Origin of the sequence: Tessaracoccus coleopterorum, from assembly GCF_011174705.1 — a bacterium.
Classification (GTDB): domain Bacteria; phylum Actinomycetota; class Actinomycetes; order Propionibacteriales; family Propionibacteriaceae; genus Arachnia; species Arachnia coleopterorum.
In genome coordinates this window covers 1,695,638-1,714,178 of sequence record NZ_JAANIJ010000001.1, presented here as the reverse complement: position 1 = coordinate 1,714,178, position 18,541 = coordinate 1,695,638, and the positions used below count along the sequence as shown (strand labels likewise).

Annotated in this window: 17 protein-coding genes and 10 pseudogenes; 16 read left to right on the top strand and 11 right to left on the bottom strand. The window is 67.9% G+C overall.

Annotation, left to right across the window (positions count from 1 at the left end):
• Positions 1-37: 37 nt before the first annotated feature.
• A pseudogene (locus tag G7085_RS11045) lies at positions 38-1,162 on the bottom strand (lipid II:glycine glycyltransferase FemX).
• 99 nt (positions 1,163-1,261) lie between these two features.
• On the opposite strand from G7085_RS11045, the pseudogene G7085_RS11040 reads away from it, so the two are divergent.
• The 3 genes and pseudogenes from G7085_RS11040 (at position 1,262) to G7085_RS25620 (ending at position 2,476) form a co-directional block, all read left to right on the top strand.
• Positions 1,262-1,632: pseudogene (locus G7085_RS11040) on the top strand (FKBP-type peptidyl-prolyl cis-trans isomerase).
• 200 nt (positions 1,633-1,832) lie between these two features.
• Complete coding sequence (locus tag G7085_RS25625; protein WP_231980823.1) at positions 1,833-2,099, top strand: hypothetical protein; 267 nt, start codon at positions 1,833-1,835, stop codon at positions 2,097-2,099.
• Positions 2,096-2,476: a murein hydrolase activator EnvC family protein gene (locus G7085_RS25620; RefSeq protein WP_231980171.1), complete on the top strand. Its 381-nt coding sequence runs from the start codon at positions 2,096-2,098 to the stop codon at positions 2,474-2,476. Before G7085_RS25625 ends, G7085_RS25620 begins: the two co-directional genes overlap by 4 nt.
• Positions 2,477-2,540: 64 nt before the next feature.
• Here the strand turns inward: G7085_RS25620 and G7085_RS11030 are convergent.
• Positions 2,541-5,010 (bottom strand): annotated as a pseudogene (locus G7085_RS11030) (sodium-translocating pyrophosphatase).
• A gap of 328 nt (positions 5,011-5,338) precedes the next feature.
• Between G7085_RS11030 and G7085_RS11025 the strand changes: the two are divergent.
• The 4 genes from G7085_RS11025 (at position 5,339) to G7085_RS11010 (ending at position 7,057) form a co-directional block, all read left to right on the top strand.
• On the top strand, positions 5,339-5,566 hold the full coding sequence (locus G7085_RS11025) for a hypothetical protein (protein ID WP_197510986.1): 228 nt from the start codon (positions 5,339-5,341) through the stop codon (positions 5,564-5,566).
• A gap of 108 nt (positions 5,567-5,674) precedes the next feature.
• The gene (locus G7085_RS11020) at positions 5,675-5,923 is read left to right on the top strand and encodes a hypothetical protein (protein WP_197510985.1); all 249 of its coding nucleotides are present in this window, start codon (positions 5,675-5,677) and stop codon (positions 5,921-5,923) included.
• 76 nt (positions 5,924-5,999) lie between these two features.
• A complete protein-coding gene (locus G7085_RS11015; RefSeq protein WP_197510984.1) occupies positions 6,000-6,365 on the top strand; it encodes a hypothetical protein in 366 nt (121 codons plus the stop codon).
• 497 nt (positions 6,366-6,862) lie between these two features.
• The gene (locus G7085_RS11010) at positions 6,863-7,057 is read left to right on the top strand and encodes a hypothetical protein (RefSeq protein WP_197510983.1); all 195 of its coding nucleotides are present in this window, start codon (positions 6,863-6,865) and stop codon (positions 7,055-7,057) included.
• A 16-nt stretch (positions 7,058-7,073) separates the two neighbouring features.
• Here the strand turns inward: G7085_RS11010 and G7085_RS11005 are convergent, their stop codons facing one another.
• Entirely contained in the window at positions 7,074-7,265 is a 192-nt protein-coding gene (locus tag G7085_RS11005; RefSeq protein WP_197510982.1) for an SRPBCC domain-containing protein, read from the bottom strand.
• Positions 7,266-7,641: 376 nt separating this feature from the next.
• Here G7085_RS11005 and G7085_RS11000 point away from each other — a divergent pair.
• The 9 genes and pseudogenes from G7085_RS11000 (at position 7,642) to G7085_RS10960 (ending at position 14,204) form a co-directional block, all read left to right on the top strand.
• Positions 7,642-8,531: pseudogene (locus tag G7085_RS11000) on the top strand (pyruvate, water dikinase regulatory protein).
• 47 nt (positions 8,532-8,578) lie between these two features.
• Entirely contained in the window at positions 8,579-9,358 is a 780-nt protein-coding gene (locus tag G7085_RS10995; protein WP_197510981.1) for a hypothetical protein, read from the top strand.
• A 29-nt stretch (positions 9,359-9,387) separates the two neighbouring features.
• Complete coding sequence (locus G7085_RS10990; RefSeq protein WP_197510980.1) at positions 9,388-9,585, top strand: hypothetical protein; 198 nt, start codon at positions 9,388-9,390, stop codon at positions 9,583-9,585.
• 120 nt (positions 9,586-9,705) lie between these two features.
• A pseudogene (gene ppdK / locus G7085_RS10985) lies at positions 9,706-12,348 on the top strand (pyruvate, phosphate dikinase).
• Between the two features lie 92 nt (positions 12,349-12,440).
• Positions 12,441-12,752, top strand: coding sequence for a hypothetical protein (locus G7085_RS10980; RefSeq protein WP_197510979.1), 312 nt, complete (start codon positions 12,441-12,443; stop codon positions 12,750-12,752).
• Positions 12,752-13,030 (top strand): DUF4190 domain-containing protein, encoded by a 279-nt coding sequence (locus G7085_RS10975; protein WP_197510978.1) that lies wholly within the window; start codon positions 12,752-12,754, stop codon positions 13,028-13,030. Before G7085_RS10980 ends, G7085_RS10975 begins: the two co-directional genes overlap by 1 nt.
• 81 nt (positions 13,031-13,111) lie before the next feature.
• Positions 13,112-13,588 (top strand): hypothetical protein, encoded by a 477-nt coding sequence (locus G7085_RS10970; protein WP_197510977.1) that lies wholly within the window; start codon positions 13,112-13,114, stop codon positions 13,586-13,588.
• Positions 13,589-13,707: 119 nt separating this feature from the next.
• Entirely contained in the window at positions 13,708-13,902 is a 195-nt protein-coding gene (locus G7085_RS10965; RefSeq protein ID WP_197510976.1) for a hypothetical protein, read from the top strand.
• On the top strand, positions 13,881-14,204 hold the full coding sequence (locus G7085_RS10960) for a hypothetical protein (RefSeq protein ID WP_197510975.1): 324 nt from the start codon (positions 13,881-13,883) through the stop codon (positions 14,202-14,204). The genes G7085_RS10965 and G7085_RS10960 overlap by 22 nt, the downstream gene beginning before the upstream one ends.
• A gap of 19 nt (positions 14,205-14,223) precedes the next feature.
• Here G7085_RS10960 and yaaA read toward each other — a convergent pair whose 3' ends face one another.
• The 8 genes and pseudogenes from yaaA to G7085_RS10930 form a co-directional block, all read right to left on the bottom strand.
• On the bottom strand, positions 14,224-14,496 hold the full coding sequence (gene yaaA, locus G7085_RS30215) for a peroxide stress protein YaaA (RefSeq protein WP_331715618.1): 273 nt from the start codon (positions 14,494-14,496) through the stop codon (positions 14,224-14,226).
• Positions 14,490-14,914 (bottom strand): annotated as a pseudogene (locus G7085_RS30210) (YaaA family protein). The gene yaaA and the pseudogene G7085_RS30210 overlap by 7 nt, the downstream one beginning before the upstream one ends.
• Positions 14,915-15,086: 172 nt before the next feature.
• A complete protein-coding gene (locus G7085_RS30205) occupies positions 15,087-15,482 on the bottom strand; it encodes an FAD-linked oxidase C-terminal domain-containing protein (protein ID WP_197510974.1) in 396 nt (131 codons plus the stop codon).
• Entirely contained in the window at positions 15,464-15,886 is a 423-nt protein-coding gene (locus G7085_RS30200) for an FAD-linked oxidase C-terminal domain-containing protein (RefSeq protein ID WP_197510973.1), read from the bottom strand. The genes G7085_RS30205 and G7085_RS30200 overlap by 19 nt, the downstream gene beginning before the upstream one ends.
• 169 nt (positions 15,887-16,055) lie before the next feature.
• Positions 16,056-16,136 (bottom strand): annotated as a pseudogene (locus G7085_RS30195) (hypothetical protein); the annotation flags it as partial.
• A 46-nt stretch (positions 16,137-16,182) separates the two neighbouring features.
• Positions 16,183-16,623 (bottom strand): annotated as a pseudogene (locus G7085_RS30190) (FAD-binding protein); the annotation flags it as partial.
• 98 nt (positions 16,624-16,721) lie between these two features.
• Positions 16,722-17,521 (bottom strand): annotated as a pseudogene (locus G7085_RS10935) (lysophospholipid acyltransferase family protein).
• Positions 17,521-18,293, bottom strand: a pseudogene (locus G7085_RS10930) (SDR family NAD(P)-dependent oxidoreductase). The pseudogenes G7085_RS10935 and G7085_RS10930 overlap by 1 nt, the downstream one beginning before the upstream one ends.
• Positions 18,294-18,541: the final 248 nt, after the last annotated feature.

Here is an 18,541-nt window from a genome sequence, read left to right as displayed (position 1 = left end):
GCGGGCGCGGTCGATCGTCAGTGTGAGGGGCACCAGGTCACCGCCGCTTCAGGTAGAGGTTGAACGCGTAGTGGAGTGGCTTGTTGATGGCGTAGTCCCACTCGCCCACGTAGGCGACGGCCTCGCCGCCCGTCCCGACCTTGAACTGGATGAGGCCGATCTCGGGATCGTCGGCTCCGACCCCTCGGTGATACCCCGTAGGTCGTAGACCGCGCAGCCCGCCTCGTTGGCGTCGCGGATCATCTGCCACTGGATGGCGTTGGATCCCCGGACCTCGCGCTTGGCGTTGGTGGATGCGCCGTACGAGTACCAGGAATGCTCCCCGACGCGGACCATCGTGGTCGCCGCGACCAGGTCGCCCTCATGCTCGGAGAGATAGAGCTTCATCCGGTCGGGGGCCTCGGAGTTCAGGGCATCCCACATCGTCTGGAAGTAGCTCAGCGAGCGGCCGGTGAAGCCGTCGCGCTGCGCGGTCTCGAGGTAGATGCGGTGGAAGTCCGCGAGTTCGGCACGACCACCGTTACGGACGGTGACACCCTCCTTGGCGGCCTTCTTGATGTTGCGGCGCCAGAGCTGGTTCATGCCCTTGAGGATCTGGTCCTCGGTCTTCTGGGCGCCGTCCGCGGTGCGCAGCGGCAGCTGGAAGTTGAACATCGGCTGGCCGGCGGCGAAGCCGTGGCCCGTCTCATCGGTCCGCCAGCCACCGTGGAGGAGCTGGTTGCGCAGCCTGGTCGCGGCGTTGACGGTGACATCCGGCGTCACCTCGGACAGCCGGGTGACCGTCTCGTCGGCGATCGCCTCCTTGATCGTGGCGGGGAACCAGCGGCGGTGCACGGTGGTCGGGCCGATCCGCACCGCGAAGGCCCTCGCCTTCTTCGCGTGCGCGACGAGCGCGGCGAGGTGCTCGGGATGTCTCCCCTGGTCCAGTCCAGGACAGGCCCTCCGGGAGGTAGGCGAGGAAGCGCCGCAGCTTGGGAAGCTGGCGGTAGAGGATCAGCCCCACCCCGGTGAGGACTCCGCCGTCGAAGAAGCCGACGGACTCGGCGCGCCACTCGGGCTTGACGCTCGCCCATGCCGGGGTCTGGAGAAACGACGCCGAGCCGCGTTCGACGATGAACCCGAGGTGCTGCTCGGCGGAGATGGGACGACAGGTGATGCTCACCCCGACAGGCTACCCGGCGAGCCGTGGAGGGGAGGATTCGCGCGCTTCCGGGCGTGTGGGAAGGGCTGCCGTCCGGGTAGGCTCGGGGCCATGACCAACATGAATGAGAAGCCCGAGGTCGACTTCCCGGGCGGCGAGGCCCCCGCTGATCTCGTCATCACCGACATCGTCGAGGGTGACGGCCCGAGGCCAAGGCCGGCGACGTCGCGCACGTGCATTACGTCGGCGTGGCCTTCAGCTCCGGCGAGGAGTTCGACTCCTCGTGGAACCGCGGTGCGCCGCTCTCCTTCCCTCTCGGCGGCGGCCGGGTCATCCAGGGCTGGGACCAGGGCATCCAGGGCATGAAGGTCGGGGGGCGTCGCCAGTTGACCATCCCGTCGCACCTCGCCTACGGCGAGCGGGGCGCCGGCGGCGTGATCGGCCCGGGCGAGGCGCTGATCTTCGTCTGCGACCTCATCCGTCTCACCTGATCCACCCGACACGTTGAAGGCCGCGCCCGAGCCGGGCGCGGCCTTCGTCTTTCCCGGAAGCCTGATCAACCTGAGGAGTGGTCTCAGGAAGTCGGTGAAGCCCAACCGTCAAAGGCTCCGATCTGAGCGCGCAAGGCCGGTGGTATTTGAGAATTGCCTGAGAAACCCTCAGAATAGGGGTGTCCAACTCAGGGAGATCCATGCAGTTCCGCTTCAACCATCCGCGCCGCGCAGTCCTGAACCTGACCGTCGCAGCGCTCGCCCTCATGGGTACCGGCGTCTCGTCGGCCTCCGCGGCCACGAAACCGGTTGTCGCTGCGCCGGTGCCGGTGGAGGCCGGCCGCTTCGTCGCGCCCACGCCTGCCCCCAGGCCCGCGGCTTCCCCAGCGCCCACTCCGGTGGCCGCGCCTGCCCGGAGCCGGAGCCGACCGCGTCGCTCCCGCTCGAACGTGGCAGCTACCGTCTGAGCGCCCGATTCGGGGCGACCGGGTCATGGTCGCGCTATCACACGGGCCTCGACTTCGCGGCCGACGTCGGCACCCCGGTACACGCGGTGGTCGCGGGCACAGTCGTCGAGCCGACGGCGGGCGGATGGGCGGGCACCCACCTGATCATCCGGGCAGCGGACGGATCCCACACCCTCTACGCCCACCTGAGCGACGCGGATGTCGCCCCGGGCGACACGGTAACGGTCGGGCAGCAGATCGGCGAGGTGGGGAGACGGGGCGCTCATTCGGTGCCCACCTGCACCTCGAGTACTACGAGCCCGGCACCACCCCGGAGACATCTACACCGCCTCCGACCCGGGGCGCTCCTGAGGGCCAACGGCATCACCCACTGGTGAGCGCACCACCCTGGACAACGGCGACGGCCGCCCGCAGAGCCTGCGGGCGGCCGTCGGGTGTTGTTCAGGAGGCCTTGACGACCTCGATCTCCATGTTCTCCATCTCCTCGTTGATCCGCATCGAGTAGAAGGAGCGGTACACGAACACCATCGAGGCCAACAGGAACACGGCCGCGAGCACGCCCGTCAGCACGCCTCCGAAGTTGGCCTTCAGCAGCACCGACAGCTCGACGGCCAGCAGGCCGAACAACGTCGTGAACTTGATCACCGGGTTGAGGGCCACGGACGAGGTGTCCTTGTACGGGTCGCCAACGGTGTCGCCGATGATCGTCGCCTCGTGCAGCGGGGTGCCCTTCGCCGCGAGGTCGACCTCCACGAGCTTCTTCGCGTTGTCCCAGGCGCCACCCGCGTTGGCCATGAAGATGGCCTGGTACAGGCCGAACAGCGCCATCGCGATCAGGTAGCCGATGAAGAAGAACGGCTCGACGAAGGCGAAGGCCAGCGTCGCGAAGAACACGCCGAGGAAGATGTTGAACATGCCCTTCTGCGCGTACTTGGTGCAGATCTGGACCACCTTCGAGGAGTCCTCCTCGCTCGCCCGCTTGGCGTCGCTGTCGAGGTCGATGTTCGCACCGATGAACTCGACCGCCCGGTAGGCGCCGGTGGTGACGGCCTGGATCGACGCGCCGGTGAACCAGTAGATCACCGCGCCGCCGATGAGCAGCCCCAGCAGGAACGGTGCATGCAGCAGCGACAGGTTCTCCACGTCGTGCTCCAGCCCGCCGGTGAGACCCATCATGATCGAGAAGATCATCGTGGTGGCGCCGACGACCGCGGTGCCGATGAGGACCGGCTTCGCAGTGGCCTTGAACGTGTTGCCCGCACCGTCGTTGGCCTCGAGCAGGTACTTCGCCTTCTCGAAGTCCGGGCGCCGCCCGAACTCACGCTCGAGTTCGTCCTCGACCCCAGCCTCCTCGATGGTGGAGAGCTCGAACACCGACTGGGCGTTGTCCGTGACGGGTCCGTAGCTGTCGACCGCGATCGTGACCGGACCCATGCCGAGGAAGCCGAAGGCGACGAGCCCGAAGGCGAACACCGCCGGGGCCAGCATCGCGTCGCCGAGCCCGAGCGTCGAGATCCAGTAGGCGACGGCCATCAGGCCCGCGATGGCCATGCCGAGCCAGTAGGCGGAGAAGTTGCCCGCGACCAGCCCGGACAGGATGCCGAGCGAGGGACCGCCCTTGTTGGAGGAGATGACCACCTCTCGGGTGTGGCGGGACTTCACCGAGGTGAAGATCTTCACGAGCTCGGGGATCAGGGCGCCCGCGAGGGTGCCGCACGAGATGATCAGCGAGAGCTTCCACCACATGCCACCCGGCATGTCGCCGATGAGCAGCGCCGACGTCAGGAAGGTGCTCGCGATGCACACCAGGGAGGTGATCCACACGAGCGAGGTGAGGGGCTTCTCGAAGTCCATCTCCTCGGCCCCTGCGTAGCGGGACCTTGTCATGGCGCTGTTGATGAAGTAGGAGATTCCGGAGGCCACGATCATCACGGCGCGGATCACGAACAGCCACACCAGCAGCTGGATCTGCATCGTCTGCTCCGGGACGCCGAGCAGGATGAACGTGATCAACGCGACGCCGGTGACGCCATAGGTCTCGAAGCCGTCGGCGGACGGGCCGACCGAGTCGCCGGCGTTGTCACCGGTGCAGTCGGCGATGACGCCGGGGTTGCGGGCGTCATCTTCCTTGATGTGCAGCACGATCTTCATGAGGTCGGCGCCGATGTCGGCGATCTTGGTGAAGATGCCGCCGGCGATGCGCAGCGCGGAGGCGCCCAGCGATTCGCCGATGGCGAAGCCGATGAAGCAGGCGCCAGCGATCTCGCCGGGCAGGAACACCATGATGATGAGCATCATCGCCAGCTCGACGGAGATGAGCACCATGCCGATGCTCATGCCGGAGCGCAGCGGGATGTCGTGGAGCGCGTAGGGGCGCCCGCCGATGGCCGCGTGGGCCGTCCTGGAGTTCGCGAGGGTGTTGACGCGGATTCCGTACCAGGCCACCGCATATGAACCGGCCATGCCGATCAGGGAGAACGCGATGACGATGGCGGTCTTTCCGACGCCGAAGCCGAGCGACAGGTAGTAGACGACGATGATCGTCGCGATGAAGGCCCACAGCAGGAACAGGAACTGTCCCTGCTGCCTCAGGTATGCCTTGCAGGTGGTGTAGATGAGCTCGGAGATTTCGCGCATCGCCTGGTGCGCGGGCATCCTCTTCAGCTGGGTGTAGGTGAGGAGACCGAAGCCGAGGCCCAGCGCGCACACGATAAGGCCGAGCCCGAGCAGGACGTTGCCGGGCAGGCCGAGAAAGGTGACCGATCCAAGGTCGGGAAGCTGCAGGTTGGCCTCGCCGCCACGTGGGTCTCACCCCGCCCCCACCTCCGGCACAGCCGGTGAGGAGTAGCAGGGTGAGGGCGCCGAGGGCGGCGCCGCGTGCTCTGGGTTTGGTGCCGAAACGTGTGTCCATGTCGACCACTTCTCCTGTGAACCAGGTCTGATGACGGCTTCGTTGCCGTCCCTGCCCATACTAGGACCGGGCGCCCCGCGGCCACCGCCGGGGGTGAGGTTCGTCGCTCCGCGCCGCCCGGAACGGCGGCCCGCGCGGACACCAGGGTTGACGGATCGAACCCGATGACGTGGTCGAACTCAGCCCGCCACAGACGGGGCGCCGATGTGGGTGTGGACCCGTCGCCACACGGCGGTGCTCGTCGTGTCGTGTCGCTGGATGGAGGCTTGCGCAGGGTCTACCGATGAGGTCTGGGCAGACTTACATTGACCCCGAATTGAGGGGGATCATGAGACTGCCAGGAAACGAGGACGACCAGGACGTCCTGGAACTCACCGAGATCGCCGGGCCCGCCCCGGTCTCCCGATGGACCCGGCGCCACACGCGCCACCTGTGCACGGCGCTCGCAGCCGTGGCTGGCCTCGTCGCCTTCGTCGGGGCTGCCGCCTCCCCACCATGGACGACGACGGCCTGCACCTGGGGGCCGTTCCGCCACCCATCTGGTCGACCCGGCTGAGGGAGGGGAGAACGCGGTCGCTCTGGGTAGCGACCTGATCGGGATCCAGGAACCGCCCCATGGCCGAGCCGGGCCGGCGTCCGTGGCCTCGACGCCGAGTCGGGCGACGTGCGGTGGCGCTACCGGCTGACCGGTGCCGCATCCGCGTTCGTGGTCCGGGACCTGCCCGGCACCGGGTGGGTCGCACTCCAGGCCGGGCAGCAGGTGACCCTGCTCGACCGGCTCACCGGGGAACGACAGTTCCGGTTCGACGTCCCCGTCAGCGACGCGGGCGTCGGCTGGTTCGGGTCGAGCGACCGGGGTTCCCTCCTGGTCGCGGTGCCGACGAACGGCGTCGGCGGCCCGCGCTCCGGGTGACGAGGCTCGCCGCACCCTCCCCTATGCCGTTGTGTGGAGCAGGCAGGTGCCGATGAGTGAGGCCCTCAACCGGGCGATGCGTAATCCGGTGGTCATCGAGCGCGACGGCATGCTCCTGCTGCGCACCGCGTACGGCTGGCGTGGGCAACAGGAGTACACCCTCGGCATCCGGGCCGCCGACGGCGCGGTGCCCCGCTGGTTGGCGGATGGTCCGGCCTTCCAGGTGGTGGACGGGGTCGCCGTGCTGACCGGGACCGACGGCACCGACGGCTGGAGCCTCGACACCTGGCGGCGACTGTGGCGCCGGGAGGAGAAGTGGGGGCACGGTTACGTCGTCGGCGATGCACTGCTGCTCGAGTCCCCGGAAGCCTGCAGCGGGTCGACCCGTGGTCGGGTGCGACGCGCTGGACTCTCACCGACACAGGCATCTTCACGCGGGTGACCCAGTTCGAGGGCGGCTCATCCTCTATTCCGGGGCGCAGACGCTGTTTCCCGAGCGGGGAACGGCGGGAGAGACAACCTCCGGCTCATGGGTTCAGGCCTACGACATGCAGACCGGAGAGCGCCTCTGGCACACGGTCACCCCGGCGCCGGTGCTCGACGTGCTCCGGGGTAACCGGACGCTCATCGTGCGCATGTGCGACCCGGGCACGGCCGTGTCACGCTTCTCGGTCGCCTCGATCACAGCCGACGGTCGGATCGCATGGGTGCGCCACGACACATTGGGTTCGTGGTCCATGCCGAGGTTCGGCCCCACCTGGCGACGTTGGGCCGCGACGGCACCCTCTCGGTCCGGGGTGATCGCGCCCGCAAGGGCGTCAACGGTCCGCCGCCGGCGTGACCGACCATTCGAAACCGACCTCTGGGGTGGGGAAACATGCCGAACCTGCGCAACACGGCGGGACGTGCGTCTGCGTACCGGCTCGACACCTGGCGCCCGTGCTGGACGTGCTGCCAGGACGGACGGCACTCATCGTCCGCATGCGCGACGTGGAGGCCGCCAACCCCAGGTTCGCGATGGCAGCCGTCACGACCGCCGGTGAGCTCGACTGGGTATGGAGGGACAGCGGCGAATCCTTGAGCTTCACCCGGATCGGCCGCCGTCTCGTGACGGTGGCCCCGACGGCACCCTGACCGTGTGGGGCTGAGTTCAGGCCAGCTCCGCGATCCTGCCGAGGGCTCCCTCCCAGCGCGCCGAGAGTGCGTTGATGTCGGCGTCGGCAGGCAGCTGCTGCTGTGCGAGGACGAGGTGGGTCTGGTCGTCTCCGCCCCGCAACTGCAGGTCTACGATCGAGCGTGGTGCCTCGTCGTCCGCATGCCACGAGAAGCGGATCTGCTCCATGGGGTGGAAGCTCCTGGTGACGCCGTATGTGCCGTCCTCGGCCGCCAGTCGTCACCCTTCGAGCCGAGTCGGCCTCCGACGCCGAGGAGGGCGTCGTTGCCCGGAGGGTCATCAGGGCGGACCAGACCGCCGTCAGTGGCTTGGGGACGGCGAGCGACACCTCGAGGCTTGCCGATTCTGTTTCGGTGGTGGTCTCCATCGGTAATTGCACCTCCTGCTGCGGCGGGGCACCTTCGCCCGGCCGGTTCTGATCAGCCTATCCCTGCCCACCTCGACGCGGGACGATCGGGGTCGGAATCCGTCGCCCGGGATGCGGGTGTCGTGAGGTTGCCGGGGCGGCCGCGTGTCCAGGCCGCCGCGGCCTACAGTTGGGCGCATGGCTCCTCTCGAGATCCACATCATCGCCGATTCGACCGGAGAGACGGCCGCCCGGATCGCCCGCGCGGCGATCGCGCAGTTCCCGTCGCGGGAGTTCACCATCGTCCGGCATCGCAAGATGCTCACGACGAGGGCGTTGATCCTCGCCCTCGAGGCCGTCCGGGACGCGGGAAACCCCGTTGCGGTGTTCTACACGCTTGTCAACGAGGAGTTGGCGAGCCTGGTGCGTAACTTCTGCCGGGACGCCTCCATCCCGCACGCGGATCTGATGACCGACGCCATGCATGCGCTCGAGCAGATCAGTGGCATCGAGGCTGACCAGGTGGCGATGCGGGCCCTGCCGTCGAGGCGGAGTACTTCGTCCGGATGGCGGCCATCGACTTCGCGGTGCGCAACGACGACGGAGCCATGCCCGCGGTGCTGCACGAGGCCGACATCTGCCTCGTTGGCCCTTCGCGCTCGGGCAAGACCCCGCTGTCGATCTACCTCGCCTATCTGGGGTACAAGGCCGTCAACGTGCCGCTCGTGCCGGGCATCGCCCCGCCTCCCGAGCTCTTCACCGTTGACCGGTGGCGGATCATCGGGCTGACCATGGACGCGGATCGGCTCCTCACCATCCGTGGCGAACGGGTGAAGGGGCTGGGCGGTTTCGGGACGAAGGACGGCTACGCAGACCTCGTGAAGATCTATGACGAACTCGACGAGATCGCCCGGATCCATCGCAGGCTCGGAGCCCCGGTGATCGACACGACGGGCGTCGCGTTGGAGGAGGCGGCGGCCAGGATCATCGAGATCGTCGACGAGCGCGCGAAGAAGGTCGGGGCGCACCTGCGCCGCCCGCCGGGAGTGATGGCCCCGGGAGACCCCTGGAGCCCGGGACACAATTAACTCCCGGTCCACCCCGGCGCCGGAGGGGATCGCCTACATCGACCGCCATGAAGAAGCTACTCTCCCGACTGGCGATCGCTTCGTCGCTCGCGCTGGTCGCGGTCATGGGTCCCCTCACGCAGGGCGCTGAAGCAGCCGTCGACGTCTACATCACGCCCGGAAAGCACACCGTCAACGGCCGTCAGTGGAACACGGCGTGCCAGAAGTACTCGTCGAATGTCGACCGGTGTCGCACCGAGATCTGGGCCACCCAGGTCAAGGTCGAGCGCGGCAGGTACGTGCAGAAGACCGGCTGGGTGTTCAACAACCTGACCTACAAGGCGAGCCCGCGTGCCCGCTGGATCAACAACAACCTGGGCCGCAGCGGAGCGTGGGAGTCGGAGGGTCGGGACTGGTTCACCGAGTGCGACACCCCGACCACCGGAAACAACGGCTGCCGCTCCTACATCTGGGGCACCGCGATCCAGGCCGAGCGGACCTCCTCCGGGACCAGGTACGTCACGATCGAGGGCTGGCAGTTCAACAACATGGTGCGGTTCACCGACAACGTGTACGCCACCTACTCGGGCACCGGGACCACGACCATCAGCCTCCCGGCAGGCATGGACATCGCCTACCTGACATTCACCTACAAGGGAACCGACGAGTTCCTCGTCAGCACGCTCGACCCGTCGGGCAACCCCACCGATGACGGCCTGATGGGCACCGGGAACTACACGGGGTCGACCATGATCGGGCTGGTGGAGGACTCATCCGGCCACCTCAGGGTGCAGGGGAGGGGGAGTGGACCATCACCCTCCGGCCGTGGACGGCCGCGCCGAAGCTGACCACCAGCGCAAAGGGCGTCTCCGACGCCGTGCTCTGGTACTACGGCCCGGCGACCACCAAGCAGTTCACCTACTCGGGCTCGGGCCGGATCCTCGTCTTCGAGGTCACCGAGGAGTTGACCCTCCTCGTCGACACCACCGGGGCGTTCACGGGAAGCCTGGGACTCACCGACGGGCCGCTGCTGGTCTGGGTCAGCACCGACGGTGGGGCCTGGACGATCACCTGACGCTCCGGGGAGCGGGACGGACACACATTCGTCCGCCCCGCCCCACCGGGGGAATGTCGGCACTAGGCTCTGGGCAAGAGGACAGAGGTGTCCTTGGGCAGTCAAAGGAGATTCCCCACTATGAGTGACGTTCGTTACATCTACGACCTTGCCGACGGCGATGCCACCATGAAGTCCCTGCTCGGGGCAAGGGCGCGGGCGTTGCCGAGATGAACAGGGTCGGAGTTCCGGTCCCCGACGCGTTCACAGTCACCACGACGGCGTGCGTAGAGACCATGAACAACGGCGGGCAATGGCCGGACGGCCTTGCCGACCAGATCGCCGAAGGCCTCGCCCGGCTCGAGGAACGCACAGGGCGCAGGTTGGGGCGGCGGACAGGCCGTTGCTCGTCTCGGTCCGCTCCGGTGCCGTGTTCTCCATGCCGGGCATGATGGACACGATCCTCAACCTGGGCATCTCGGATGAGTCCGTGGTCGCGCTCGGTGAGGAGTTCGGCAACGAGCGCTTCGCCTGGGACTGCTACCGCCGCTTCATCCAGATGTACGGCGAGGTCGTGGAGGGGATCCCCTCGCACGCCTTCGAGGATGCCCTGAGCGCGCTCAAGCACGACCGCGGCGTCGCGAACGACACCGACCTGACCGCCGACGACCTGAAGGAACTGGTCGCCACCTTCAAGGACATCGCCAACGAGGCGCTTGGCGGCGAGTGGACCTCGGACCCGCGTGAGCAGCTGAACCGCGCCGTCAACGCCGTGTTCAAGTCGTGGCAGAACCCCCGCGCAGAGGTGTACCGCCGCGCGAACAACATCCCCGCCAGCCTCGGCACGGCCGTCAACATCATGCAGATGGTGTTCGGGAACCGGGCGACACCTCGGCCACGGGCGTCTGCTTCACCCGTAACCCCTCCACCGGCGAGCGGGCCCTCTACGGCGAGTTCCTCGTCAACGCGCAGGGCGAGGACGTGGTCGCGGGCATCCGCACCCGAACCCGCTGGGTGAGATGGAGGCCGTGCTGCCCGAGGCGTACGGCCAGCTGATCGACACCATGCACAAGATGGAGCAGCACTACAAGGACATGCAGGACATGGAGTTCACCGTCGAGGACGGCAAGCTCTACCTGTTGCAGACCCGCAACGGCAAGCGCACCGCGGCCGCGGCGCTGAAGGTGGCCTCCGACCTCGTGGACGAGGGCGTGATCACGAAGGAGGAGGCGCTGCTGCGCATCGAACCGGCCCAGCTGGACCAGCTCCTCCACCCGGCCATCGATCCGAACCACGGCCGCACCCCGGTCGCCTCCGGCCTGCCCGCCTCTCCCGGTGCCGCCGTCGGCGAGATCGTCTTCGACGCCGACACCGCCGCCGAGCGCGGCGAGCGTGGTGAACCGGTGATCCTGGTCCGCTTCGAGACAACACCCGACGACATCCACGGCGTCATCGTGGCGCAGGGCATCCTGACGGCGCACGGCGGCATGACGTCGCACGCGGCCGTGGTGGCGCGCGGCATGGGCAAGCCGTGCGTCGCGGGCGCCGCGGGCATCAGGATCGACCCCGTGGCCCGGACGCTCACGATCGGCGACAACGTCTACCGCGAGGGCGACGTGATGACCCTCGACGGCTCGACGGGCAAGGTCTACGGTGAGGCGCTCGACCTCATCCCGCCGCAGATCAACGAGGACTTCACCCGCCTCGTCGAGTGGGCCGACGGCGTCCGTCGCCTCGGAGTCAGGGCCAACGCCGACAACTTCGACGATGCCACCAAGGCCCGGGAGCTCGGCGCGGAGGGCATCGGGCTCTGCCGGACCGAGCACATGTTCATGGCACAGGACCGCCTTCCCGCCGTGCGCAAGATGATCCTCGCGGAGAACCCGGACCAACGGGCCGCGGCCCTCGCCGAGATCCTGCCCATGCAGCAGGTCGACTTCGAGGGCATCTTCACGGCCATGAAGGGGCTCCCCGTCACCGTGCGGCTGCTCGATCCGCCGCTGCACGAGTTCCTGCCGAACCTGGTGGAGCAGTCGCTGCTCGTCCAGCGGCTCGAACTGCAGGGTGCAGAGGGCAGGAACTGGCCGACGCGCGCCAGACCCTGGCCCAGGTCAAGAAGCTCAACGAGATGAACCCGATGCTCGGCACCCGCGGCGTGCGGCTCGCGATGCTCTACCCGGAGATCCCCGAGATGCAGGCGCGGGCCATCATCCGCGCGGCGCTAGCGGTCCTCGAGCGGGAGGGCGAGACGGTCGGGGTCGAGATCATGATCCCGTTGGTCGCTCTCAGCCAGGAGCTCGAGACGCAGCGCGCCATCGTGGTGGCGGCCGTCGAGGACGAGCTCACGAAGGCGGGCAGGAGGCTGGACTACACGGTCGGCACGATGATTGAGCTGCCCCGCGCGGCGCTGGTCGCCGACCAGATCGCGGGCCACGCCGACTTCTTCTCCTTCGGCACCAACGACCTGACGCAGACGGCCATCGGCATCTCCCGCGACGACGCGGAGAACGGCTTCCTGACCAGCTACGTGATGGACCACGTGTTGGAGCGCAACCCGTTCGAGTCGATCGACGTCGACGGTGTCGGCCAGCTCGTCTCGATCGGCGTCGAGAGGGGCCGCGGTGCCAAGCCGGCCTCAAGTGCGGCGTCTGCGGTGAACACGGCGGCGACCCGGACTCCATCGAGTTCTTCAACTCGGTGGGCCTCGACTACGTGTCCTGCTCGCCGTTCCGGGTGCCGATCGCCCGGTTCGCGGCGGCGCGCGCGGTGCTGAACGCCCGCTGACGCACCCGCTCCACACCTCCCGGTGCCACGCGCCGGGAGGTGTGCCGGGTCCGGCCTACACTTGGTGGGACGTACCGATCTGGAGGTGGGAGATGTCGTCAGAGCGCGAGTCCTACGGGCCGAACTACCTGAGCCCCGACTACGGGACCCGGGAGGACGCACCCGTGGAGGCGACGCCCGCTCCGACCAGCGGCCCCGATTTCGCCTCGGCCTACGACGCGCTGGAACCCGCCCCGAGCGTCTACGACGAGGGGTACCTCACGCCGACCCCGGCGCCGATCGTGGATGAGGGAAGCCGCCCCGCGCCAGCGCCGGTCCATGCCCCCTATCCGCAGGCCGGGCCGCCGCAGGGTTACGGCCAGCAGCCCTACGGGTCCCTGCCTACGGCTACCAGCCCAACGTAGTGCCGTACCAGCAGCCGTACCCGTACTCGTACCCGGTGGTTCCGGACCATCCGAACACCGGCGCGATCTTCGGCCTCGGGATCGCGAGCCTGGCCGTCTGGGTCACCGCGCCGATCGCCTGGTACCTGGGCTCCAGAGCGCGGCGTGAGATCGCCAACGGCGCCCCCTACAAGTTCTCCGGCCTGGCCATGGTGGGATGGATCTTCGGGATCATCTACACCGTCCTGATGGTGCTCTTCGTGGGGTTCGTCATGCTCATGATGTCGTCGGGCCTCTAGGCCTGTTTTCGAGAGGGCTATTGCGGTTGACCCGATGCATCCCCACAATCGTCACGCAACGAACCTCTGACAGGAGACGACATGACTCAGCCCGGTGGCTACGGCCAGCCTGACCCGCAGCAGTCCCCGAACCTCGGCTACGGCGAGCAGCCCCCGGCCTACGGCCAGCAGCCCCGGCGTACGGCCAGCAGCCCCGGCGTACGGCCAGCAGCCTCCGGCGTACGGCCAGCAGCCTCCGGCGTACGGCCAGCAGCCTCCGGCGTACGGCGCCGCCGGCGGATACGGCGTGCAGGAGCACCCCAGACTCAGACGGTCTTCATCCTCGGCATCGTCGGCATCTTCGTCGGCATCGTGTCGTTCATCGCGTGGTACATGGGCAACCAGGCGAAGAAGGAGATCGACGCGGGTGCGCCCTACGGCTGGGAGGGCACGAAGCTCAAGACCGGCTACACGCTCGGCAAGGTGTTCTCGATCATCTACATCGTGTTCTTCGCCCTCTACATCGCGTTCATCATCTTCGCGATCATCGCGGGCCTCGGCGCCGCCACGATGGGCTGATCCGCAGTCGACAAGCGAATACGGGTCGGGCGTTCCTGAGACGCCCGGCCCGTTTTCCGTTTCCCGCGCTCCACCGTGAGACACTTTGCAACCACACCCTGGGAAGGTGAGAACACACGATGTCCGATCAGCAGCCCGATTTCCGGCCCGGTGAGCACTCCGGCTACGGGCAGGCGCCCTACTCCTCCCGTCCCCCTATCAGGCGCGGCCGCAGGGCTACGGCGAGCCGACGGCCCGCAGTACGGCTACCCCAGCAGGGCTACGCCACGCCCCGCTCCAGCAGCCCTACGGCATGCAGCAGCAGGGCTACGTGATGCAGCCCTACCAGCAGCCGTACGGCTACCAGAACGTGGAGCACCCGCAGAGCCAGCTCGTCTTCATCCTGGGAATCCTCGGCATCTTCACGGGCATCACGGCGTTCGTGGCCTGGTACATGGGCGGGCAGGCCCGGAAGGAGATCCAGGCGGGTGCCCCGTACCAGTGGGCAGGGCAGTTGAAGACGGGCTACACGCTCGGCAAGGTGTTCGGCATCCTCAGCATCATCGGGTTCTCGCTGGCGATCATCTTCTACGTGATCTACTTCATCTTCATCTTCGCGATGCTGGGTGGCCTCTGAGTGACCTGGCGCGCCGGTCTCAGCGGACGAAGACCGGCTCGTCGCGGGTCGAGCGGGCCTCGTCGAAGGCGTAGCCGTCGCCGTCGAAGTCGCTCAGGTGGGAGGCGGTGCGGACCCGGTTGCGGACCAACCAGCCGGCCATGGTGCCGCGCGCGCGCTTCGCGTAGAAGCTGACGATCCGGGGCCGACCCGACGCGTCCCGGTCCTCGAAGCGCGGCGAGATCACCCGCGCGCCGAGACGTTCGCGGTCGATCACCTTGGAGTACTCGAAGCTGGCGAGGTTGATCAGCACCGGGGAGCCGGGGAGGCCTCCAGGTCCCGTGCGAGCAGGTCGGTCACCTGATGACCCCACCAGTCGTACAGGTTCGCACCGCGGCCGGTGGCCAGTTTCGTGCCCATCTCCAGGCGGTACGGGGCGATGAGGTCCAGCGGGCGCAGCAGGCCGTACAGACCCGACAGGATGCGCAGCGTCTTCTGCGCGTCGGTGAAGTCGCGGGCCTCGAACGTCGACGCCTGAAGCCCTGGTAGACGTCACCGTTGAACGCGAGCACCGCCTGACGCGCGGTGGCGGGGGTGTGCTCGCGCGACCACTGCGCGTAACGCGTCGCGTTGAGGTGCGCAAGGTCGTCGGAGATGTGCATCAGCTTCGAGATGTCCGCGGGCGACCTGGTCCGCATGATCTCGATGAGTCCCTCGGACTGCGTCAGCAGCCTGGGTTCGGAGTGCTTCCTGGTCGGCAGCTTCGACTCGTAGTCGAGGGACTTCGCGGGGAGAGCACGGTGAGCATGCCGGCGAGTCTACCGGCGTGCCCACCCCTCACCTCACACGTCGACGGAGTTCGACGAGACGCCCGGGCCCCGTCGTGGACGATCTTGCCGGGGTTCAGGTTGTTGCCGGGGTCGACCCCTCGAACAGCTTGCGCTGAATGAACACGCCTGCCGGGGAGATGTCGCGATCCATCCACGGGCTGTGCTCCTCGCCCACGCCGTGGTGGTGCGAGACCGTCCCGTGGAAGTCCATGAAGGAGTCCTGGATGACCCGCTTCGCGGCGTCGTAGGTCGCCTCCTGGTTGTCGGAGTCGTCCGCGATGGCGAAGGTGAAGTACTGACAGGCGCCCGAGTGGTACGAGTGGCTGAGGTGGCAGAACACGACGCCGCGCACGCCGAGTTCCTGCATCTTCTCCTCGAACCGCTCGACGATGCGCTCGTGGATCTCGGCGGCGTACGCCCAGGGCGTCGTCGTCTCGGAGACGTCGCAGATCAGGCCTCGGTCGAGCATGAAGTCACGGATGTAGGGGTGTCGTACTTCTTCTGGTCGTACAGGGTGCCGGGGCCCTTACCGACGCCGAGGCCACCGTTCGCCCGCACGATCTTGCCGACGAGGCCCTTCTCGTAGCGCACGTGGTTGGCGCTGCCCTCGAACCCGACGAAGCTCATCGCGATGTTCTCGAGGTCCCAGCCCTTCTGCAGCATGACCTTCTGGATGCCCTTGCTGACCAGGGATGACACCTTGCCCGACTTCTTGCCGTTGGCCATGATGTACTGCGTCTCGATCGCATCGGAGACACGGGCCATCATGACCGAGGCGTCGGAGGCGACGATCTGCTCGCAGGCCTTCAGCCCGTCCTCGTAGGTGGCGTAGAAGTAGGCCTGGATCTCGCGGACCTCGGGGATGCGGTGCACGTTGACCCAAGCCGAGGTGATGATCCCGAGGCGCCCTCGGAGCCGAGCACCATCTCGCGGACGCTCGGGCCTGACGAGGACGAGGGAGCGGACGCAGGGTGAGCACCTGGCCCGGCATCACCATCGTGAGGCCGCGTGCGATGTCTGCGATGTCGCCGTACTTGTCGGACTGCATGCCGGAGCTGCGCGTCGCGATCCAGCCGCCCAGTGTGGACCAGACGAAGGAGTCGGGTGGTGCCCCATGGTCCAACCACGCGCGTTGAGCTGGTCCTCCATGTCGGGCCGAACACGCCTGCCTGGATGTGCGCGAGGCCGGAGACCTCGTCGATCTCCAGCACCTTGTTGAGGCGGCCCATGTTCACCGAGACGACCTGGCGGGTCTCGCCCGGCTCGGCCTCCAGGGCCGCGACGATGTTGGAGCCGCCACCGAACGGGATCACGACCGCGTCGGCGGCGACGGCGGCATCGAGGAGCCGCTCAACCTGGCCCTGGTCGCCGGGGTAGAGCACGACGTCGGGAACACGGCCCAGCTTGCCGTTGCGCACACGGATCAGGTCGCGCACCCCCTTGCCGTAGGCGTGCACCACGCGCGTCTCGTCGTCGGTCTGGACGTAGCGCTCGCCCAGGATGGAGACGAACGTGTCACGGAGCCCCTCGCCCAGCTGGGAGGCGGGCACCGTCAGGGATGAGAAGCGGGGAACCGGCTGCGCCGTCGTGGTGATGTCGATCCCGACCATCTTCTTCACGAACGGCACGAACTTGGGCTTGTCCTCGTAGCGGTAGGCGTGACCCTCTTCACCCCAGCCCCACCACTTCTGCTGCTTGACGCCCTCGATCATCTGTCCTCCTGCTTGTCTGCCTGCTCCTTGGCGTCCTCGACCAGGGAAGCAATCTCGGTGCGTTCCGCCTTCTTGAGCGCCACGGTCCGCGCGTACTCTGCAAGGGTCTTCTTACCGTATGCCCGGGCCGTCGTGTCGTGGAGTTCCAGCAGATGGCGGCGCATCCGCTCGTTGAACTCGAGTGCGATCTCCCCCGGGTAGGGGTCAAGGGCCGCCCGAACACGACGTGCACCTCGGGCCGACCCTTCGGCAGGTTCTTCTGATTGGAAGGCCAGGCCTCGTAGGCCCCACCAGCGCCACCGGCAGGGCGGGCACGCCGCGCGAGACGCACAGGGATGCGACGCCGGGAATGAACGGGCCCATGGCGCCGGTCCGGGACCGGGTCCCCTCGGGAACAGGAGGATCGGGACGCCGTCGGCGAGCAGATGCCCGGCCATACCGCGTCGCCCCTTCCCACCCTTGCCCCGGTCGATGGCGAATGCGTTCATGAACAGGGACATCGAGATCGACTTGGCCCAGTTGCCGAAGAAGAAGTCGCCCGCCGCGCCGGTGGCGACGTAACGCGACAGCCGATTCGGCAGCGAGCACAGGATCAGGGGGCGTCCAGGTGCGACGAGTGGTTGCCGTACACGGCGAATGCGCCCTCGAGGCCGTCGAGGTTCGCGAGGCCGTGGACGCGGATCTTGAGGAGCCTGCTCAGCGCGGGCTTGAGGAGGAGAAGCTGCGCGGTCTGCCGCGTTGTCGCCTGCAGCTTCGACGTATACCGGCTGTTGTCCGGCTCAAGCTCACGCGACATCAGTGGTGCTTCCGCGAGGCGGTCAGCAGGCGGGAGACCAGCCGCGTGACGCCTCGGGGCCGTGGTCGGCCACAAACATGGCCGCCCGCCACTTCCAGTCGGGAACCGACTCGATCCGACCCTTCTCGGCGTCGTCGATGGCGGTGCGGACCAGCTTGTCCGGGTCGATCCAGACGATTCCGGGCAGCTTGCTCGAGTTGATGCCGGCCCGCTCGTGGAACTCGGTCTTCACCCAGCCGGGCAGCAGACCCGTGACGGTGACCCGGTGCCGTGTAACTCGAGAGCCAGCGCGGTGGAGTACGTGCGGGCCCACGCCTTGATCGCCGAGTAGTTGCCCGTGAAGATCGAGGCCGAGGAGGACGCGACGTTGATGATGCGGCCGTGTCCGCGCCCCGCATGGCGCGTCCGGCCGCGCCGCCGAGGATGAGGACGGCAAGGCACATGACGTCGAGGGCCTTCGCATGCAGGTTGATGTCGGCCGGGTCGAGCACCGTGGAGTGGAGCCCGAAGCCCGCGTTGTTGACCAGCCACTCCACCGGACGGGACGAATCCTCGAGCCGTGCGGCGACACGCAGCACGTCGTCGCGGACGGAGAGGTCGGCGGGAAGGATCTCGACCTCGACGCCGTGCACCTCGGTGAGCTCGGCGGCGGTCTCCCGGAGTCGGCCTCATCCCTGGCGACCAGGACGAGGTCGGTTCCGCGTGCGGCCAACTCCCGCGCGAACGCAAGACCGATGCCCGACGTGCCACCCGTGATCAAAGCTGAAGCCATGGACTCTAAGGTACGCCACCGCGCGGCTGGCTGCCCAAGCGGAACGGGCCTCACCTGTCCGGATTGTGCGTCCCGGACAAGGCGGGTGTGGCGGGGTTGTGCAGCCAGCACAATCATCGGCACCGCAGCGGTCACCACCCGTGCCCTGCCCGCAACGCAGAGGAGGCCCCGGCGGGTGCCGGGCCTCCTCTGCGCGGGTGGGTCAGGAGAGGGTGCCGATGACCTCGAGCGTCTCCTGCGCCATCGCG

What these genes read in the sequence shown, in the direction of transcription:
- G7085_RS25625 (WP_231980823.1), top strand. Translation starts at nt 1,833, where the DNA reads ATGCAGTTCCGCTTCAACCATCCGCGCCGCGCAGTCCTGAACCTGACC.
- G7085_RS11025 (WP_197510986.1), top strand. Translation starts at nt 5,339, where the DNA reads ATGAGACTGCCAGGAAACGAGGACGACCAGGACGTCCTGGAACTCACC.
- G7085_RS11015 (WP_197510984.1), top strand. Translation starts at nt 6,000, where the DNA reads ATGCGTAATCCGGTGGTCATCGAGCGCGACGGCATGCTCCTGCTGCGC.
- G7085_RS11005 (WP_197510982.1), bottom strand. Translation starts at nt 7,265, where the DNA reads ATGGAGCAGATCCGCTTCTCGTGGCATGCGGACGACGAGGCACCACGC.
- G7085_RS10995 (WP_197510981.1), top strand. Translation starts at nt 8,579, where the DNA reads ATGAAGAAGCTACTCTCCCGACTGGCGATCGCTTCGTCGCTCGCGCTG.
- G7085_RS10980 (WP_197510979.1), top strand. Translation starts at nt 12,441, where the DNA reads ATGTCGTCAGAGCGCGAGTCCTACGGGCCGAACTACCTGAGCCCCGAC.
- G7085_RS10970 (WP_197510977.1), top strand. Translation starts at nt 13,112, where the DNA reads ATGACTCAGCCCGGTGGCTACGGCCAGCCTGACCCGCAGCAGTCCCCG.
- G7085_RS10965 (WP_197510976.1), top strand. Translation starts at nt 13,708, where the DNA reads ATGTCCGATCAGCAGCCCGATTTCCGGCCCGGTGAGCACTCCGGCTAC.
- G7085_RS10960 (WP_197510975.1), top strand. Translation starts at nt 13,881, where the DNA reads ATGCAGCAGCAGGGCTACGTGATGCAGCCCTACCAGCAGCCGTACGGC.
- G7085_RS30205 (WP_197510974.1), bottom strand. Translation starts at nt 15,482, where the DNA reads ATGCTCGACCGAGGCCTGATCTGCGACGTCTCCGAGACGACGACGCCC.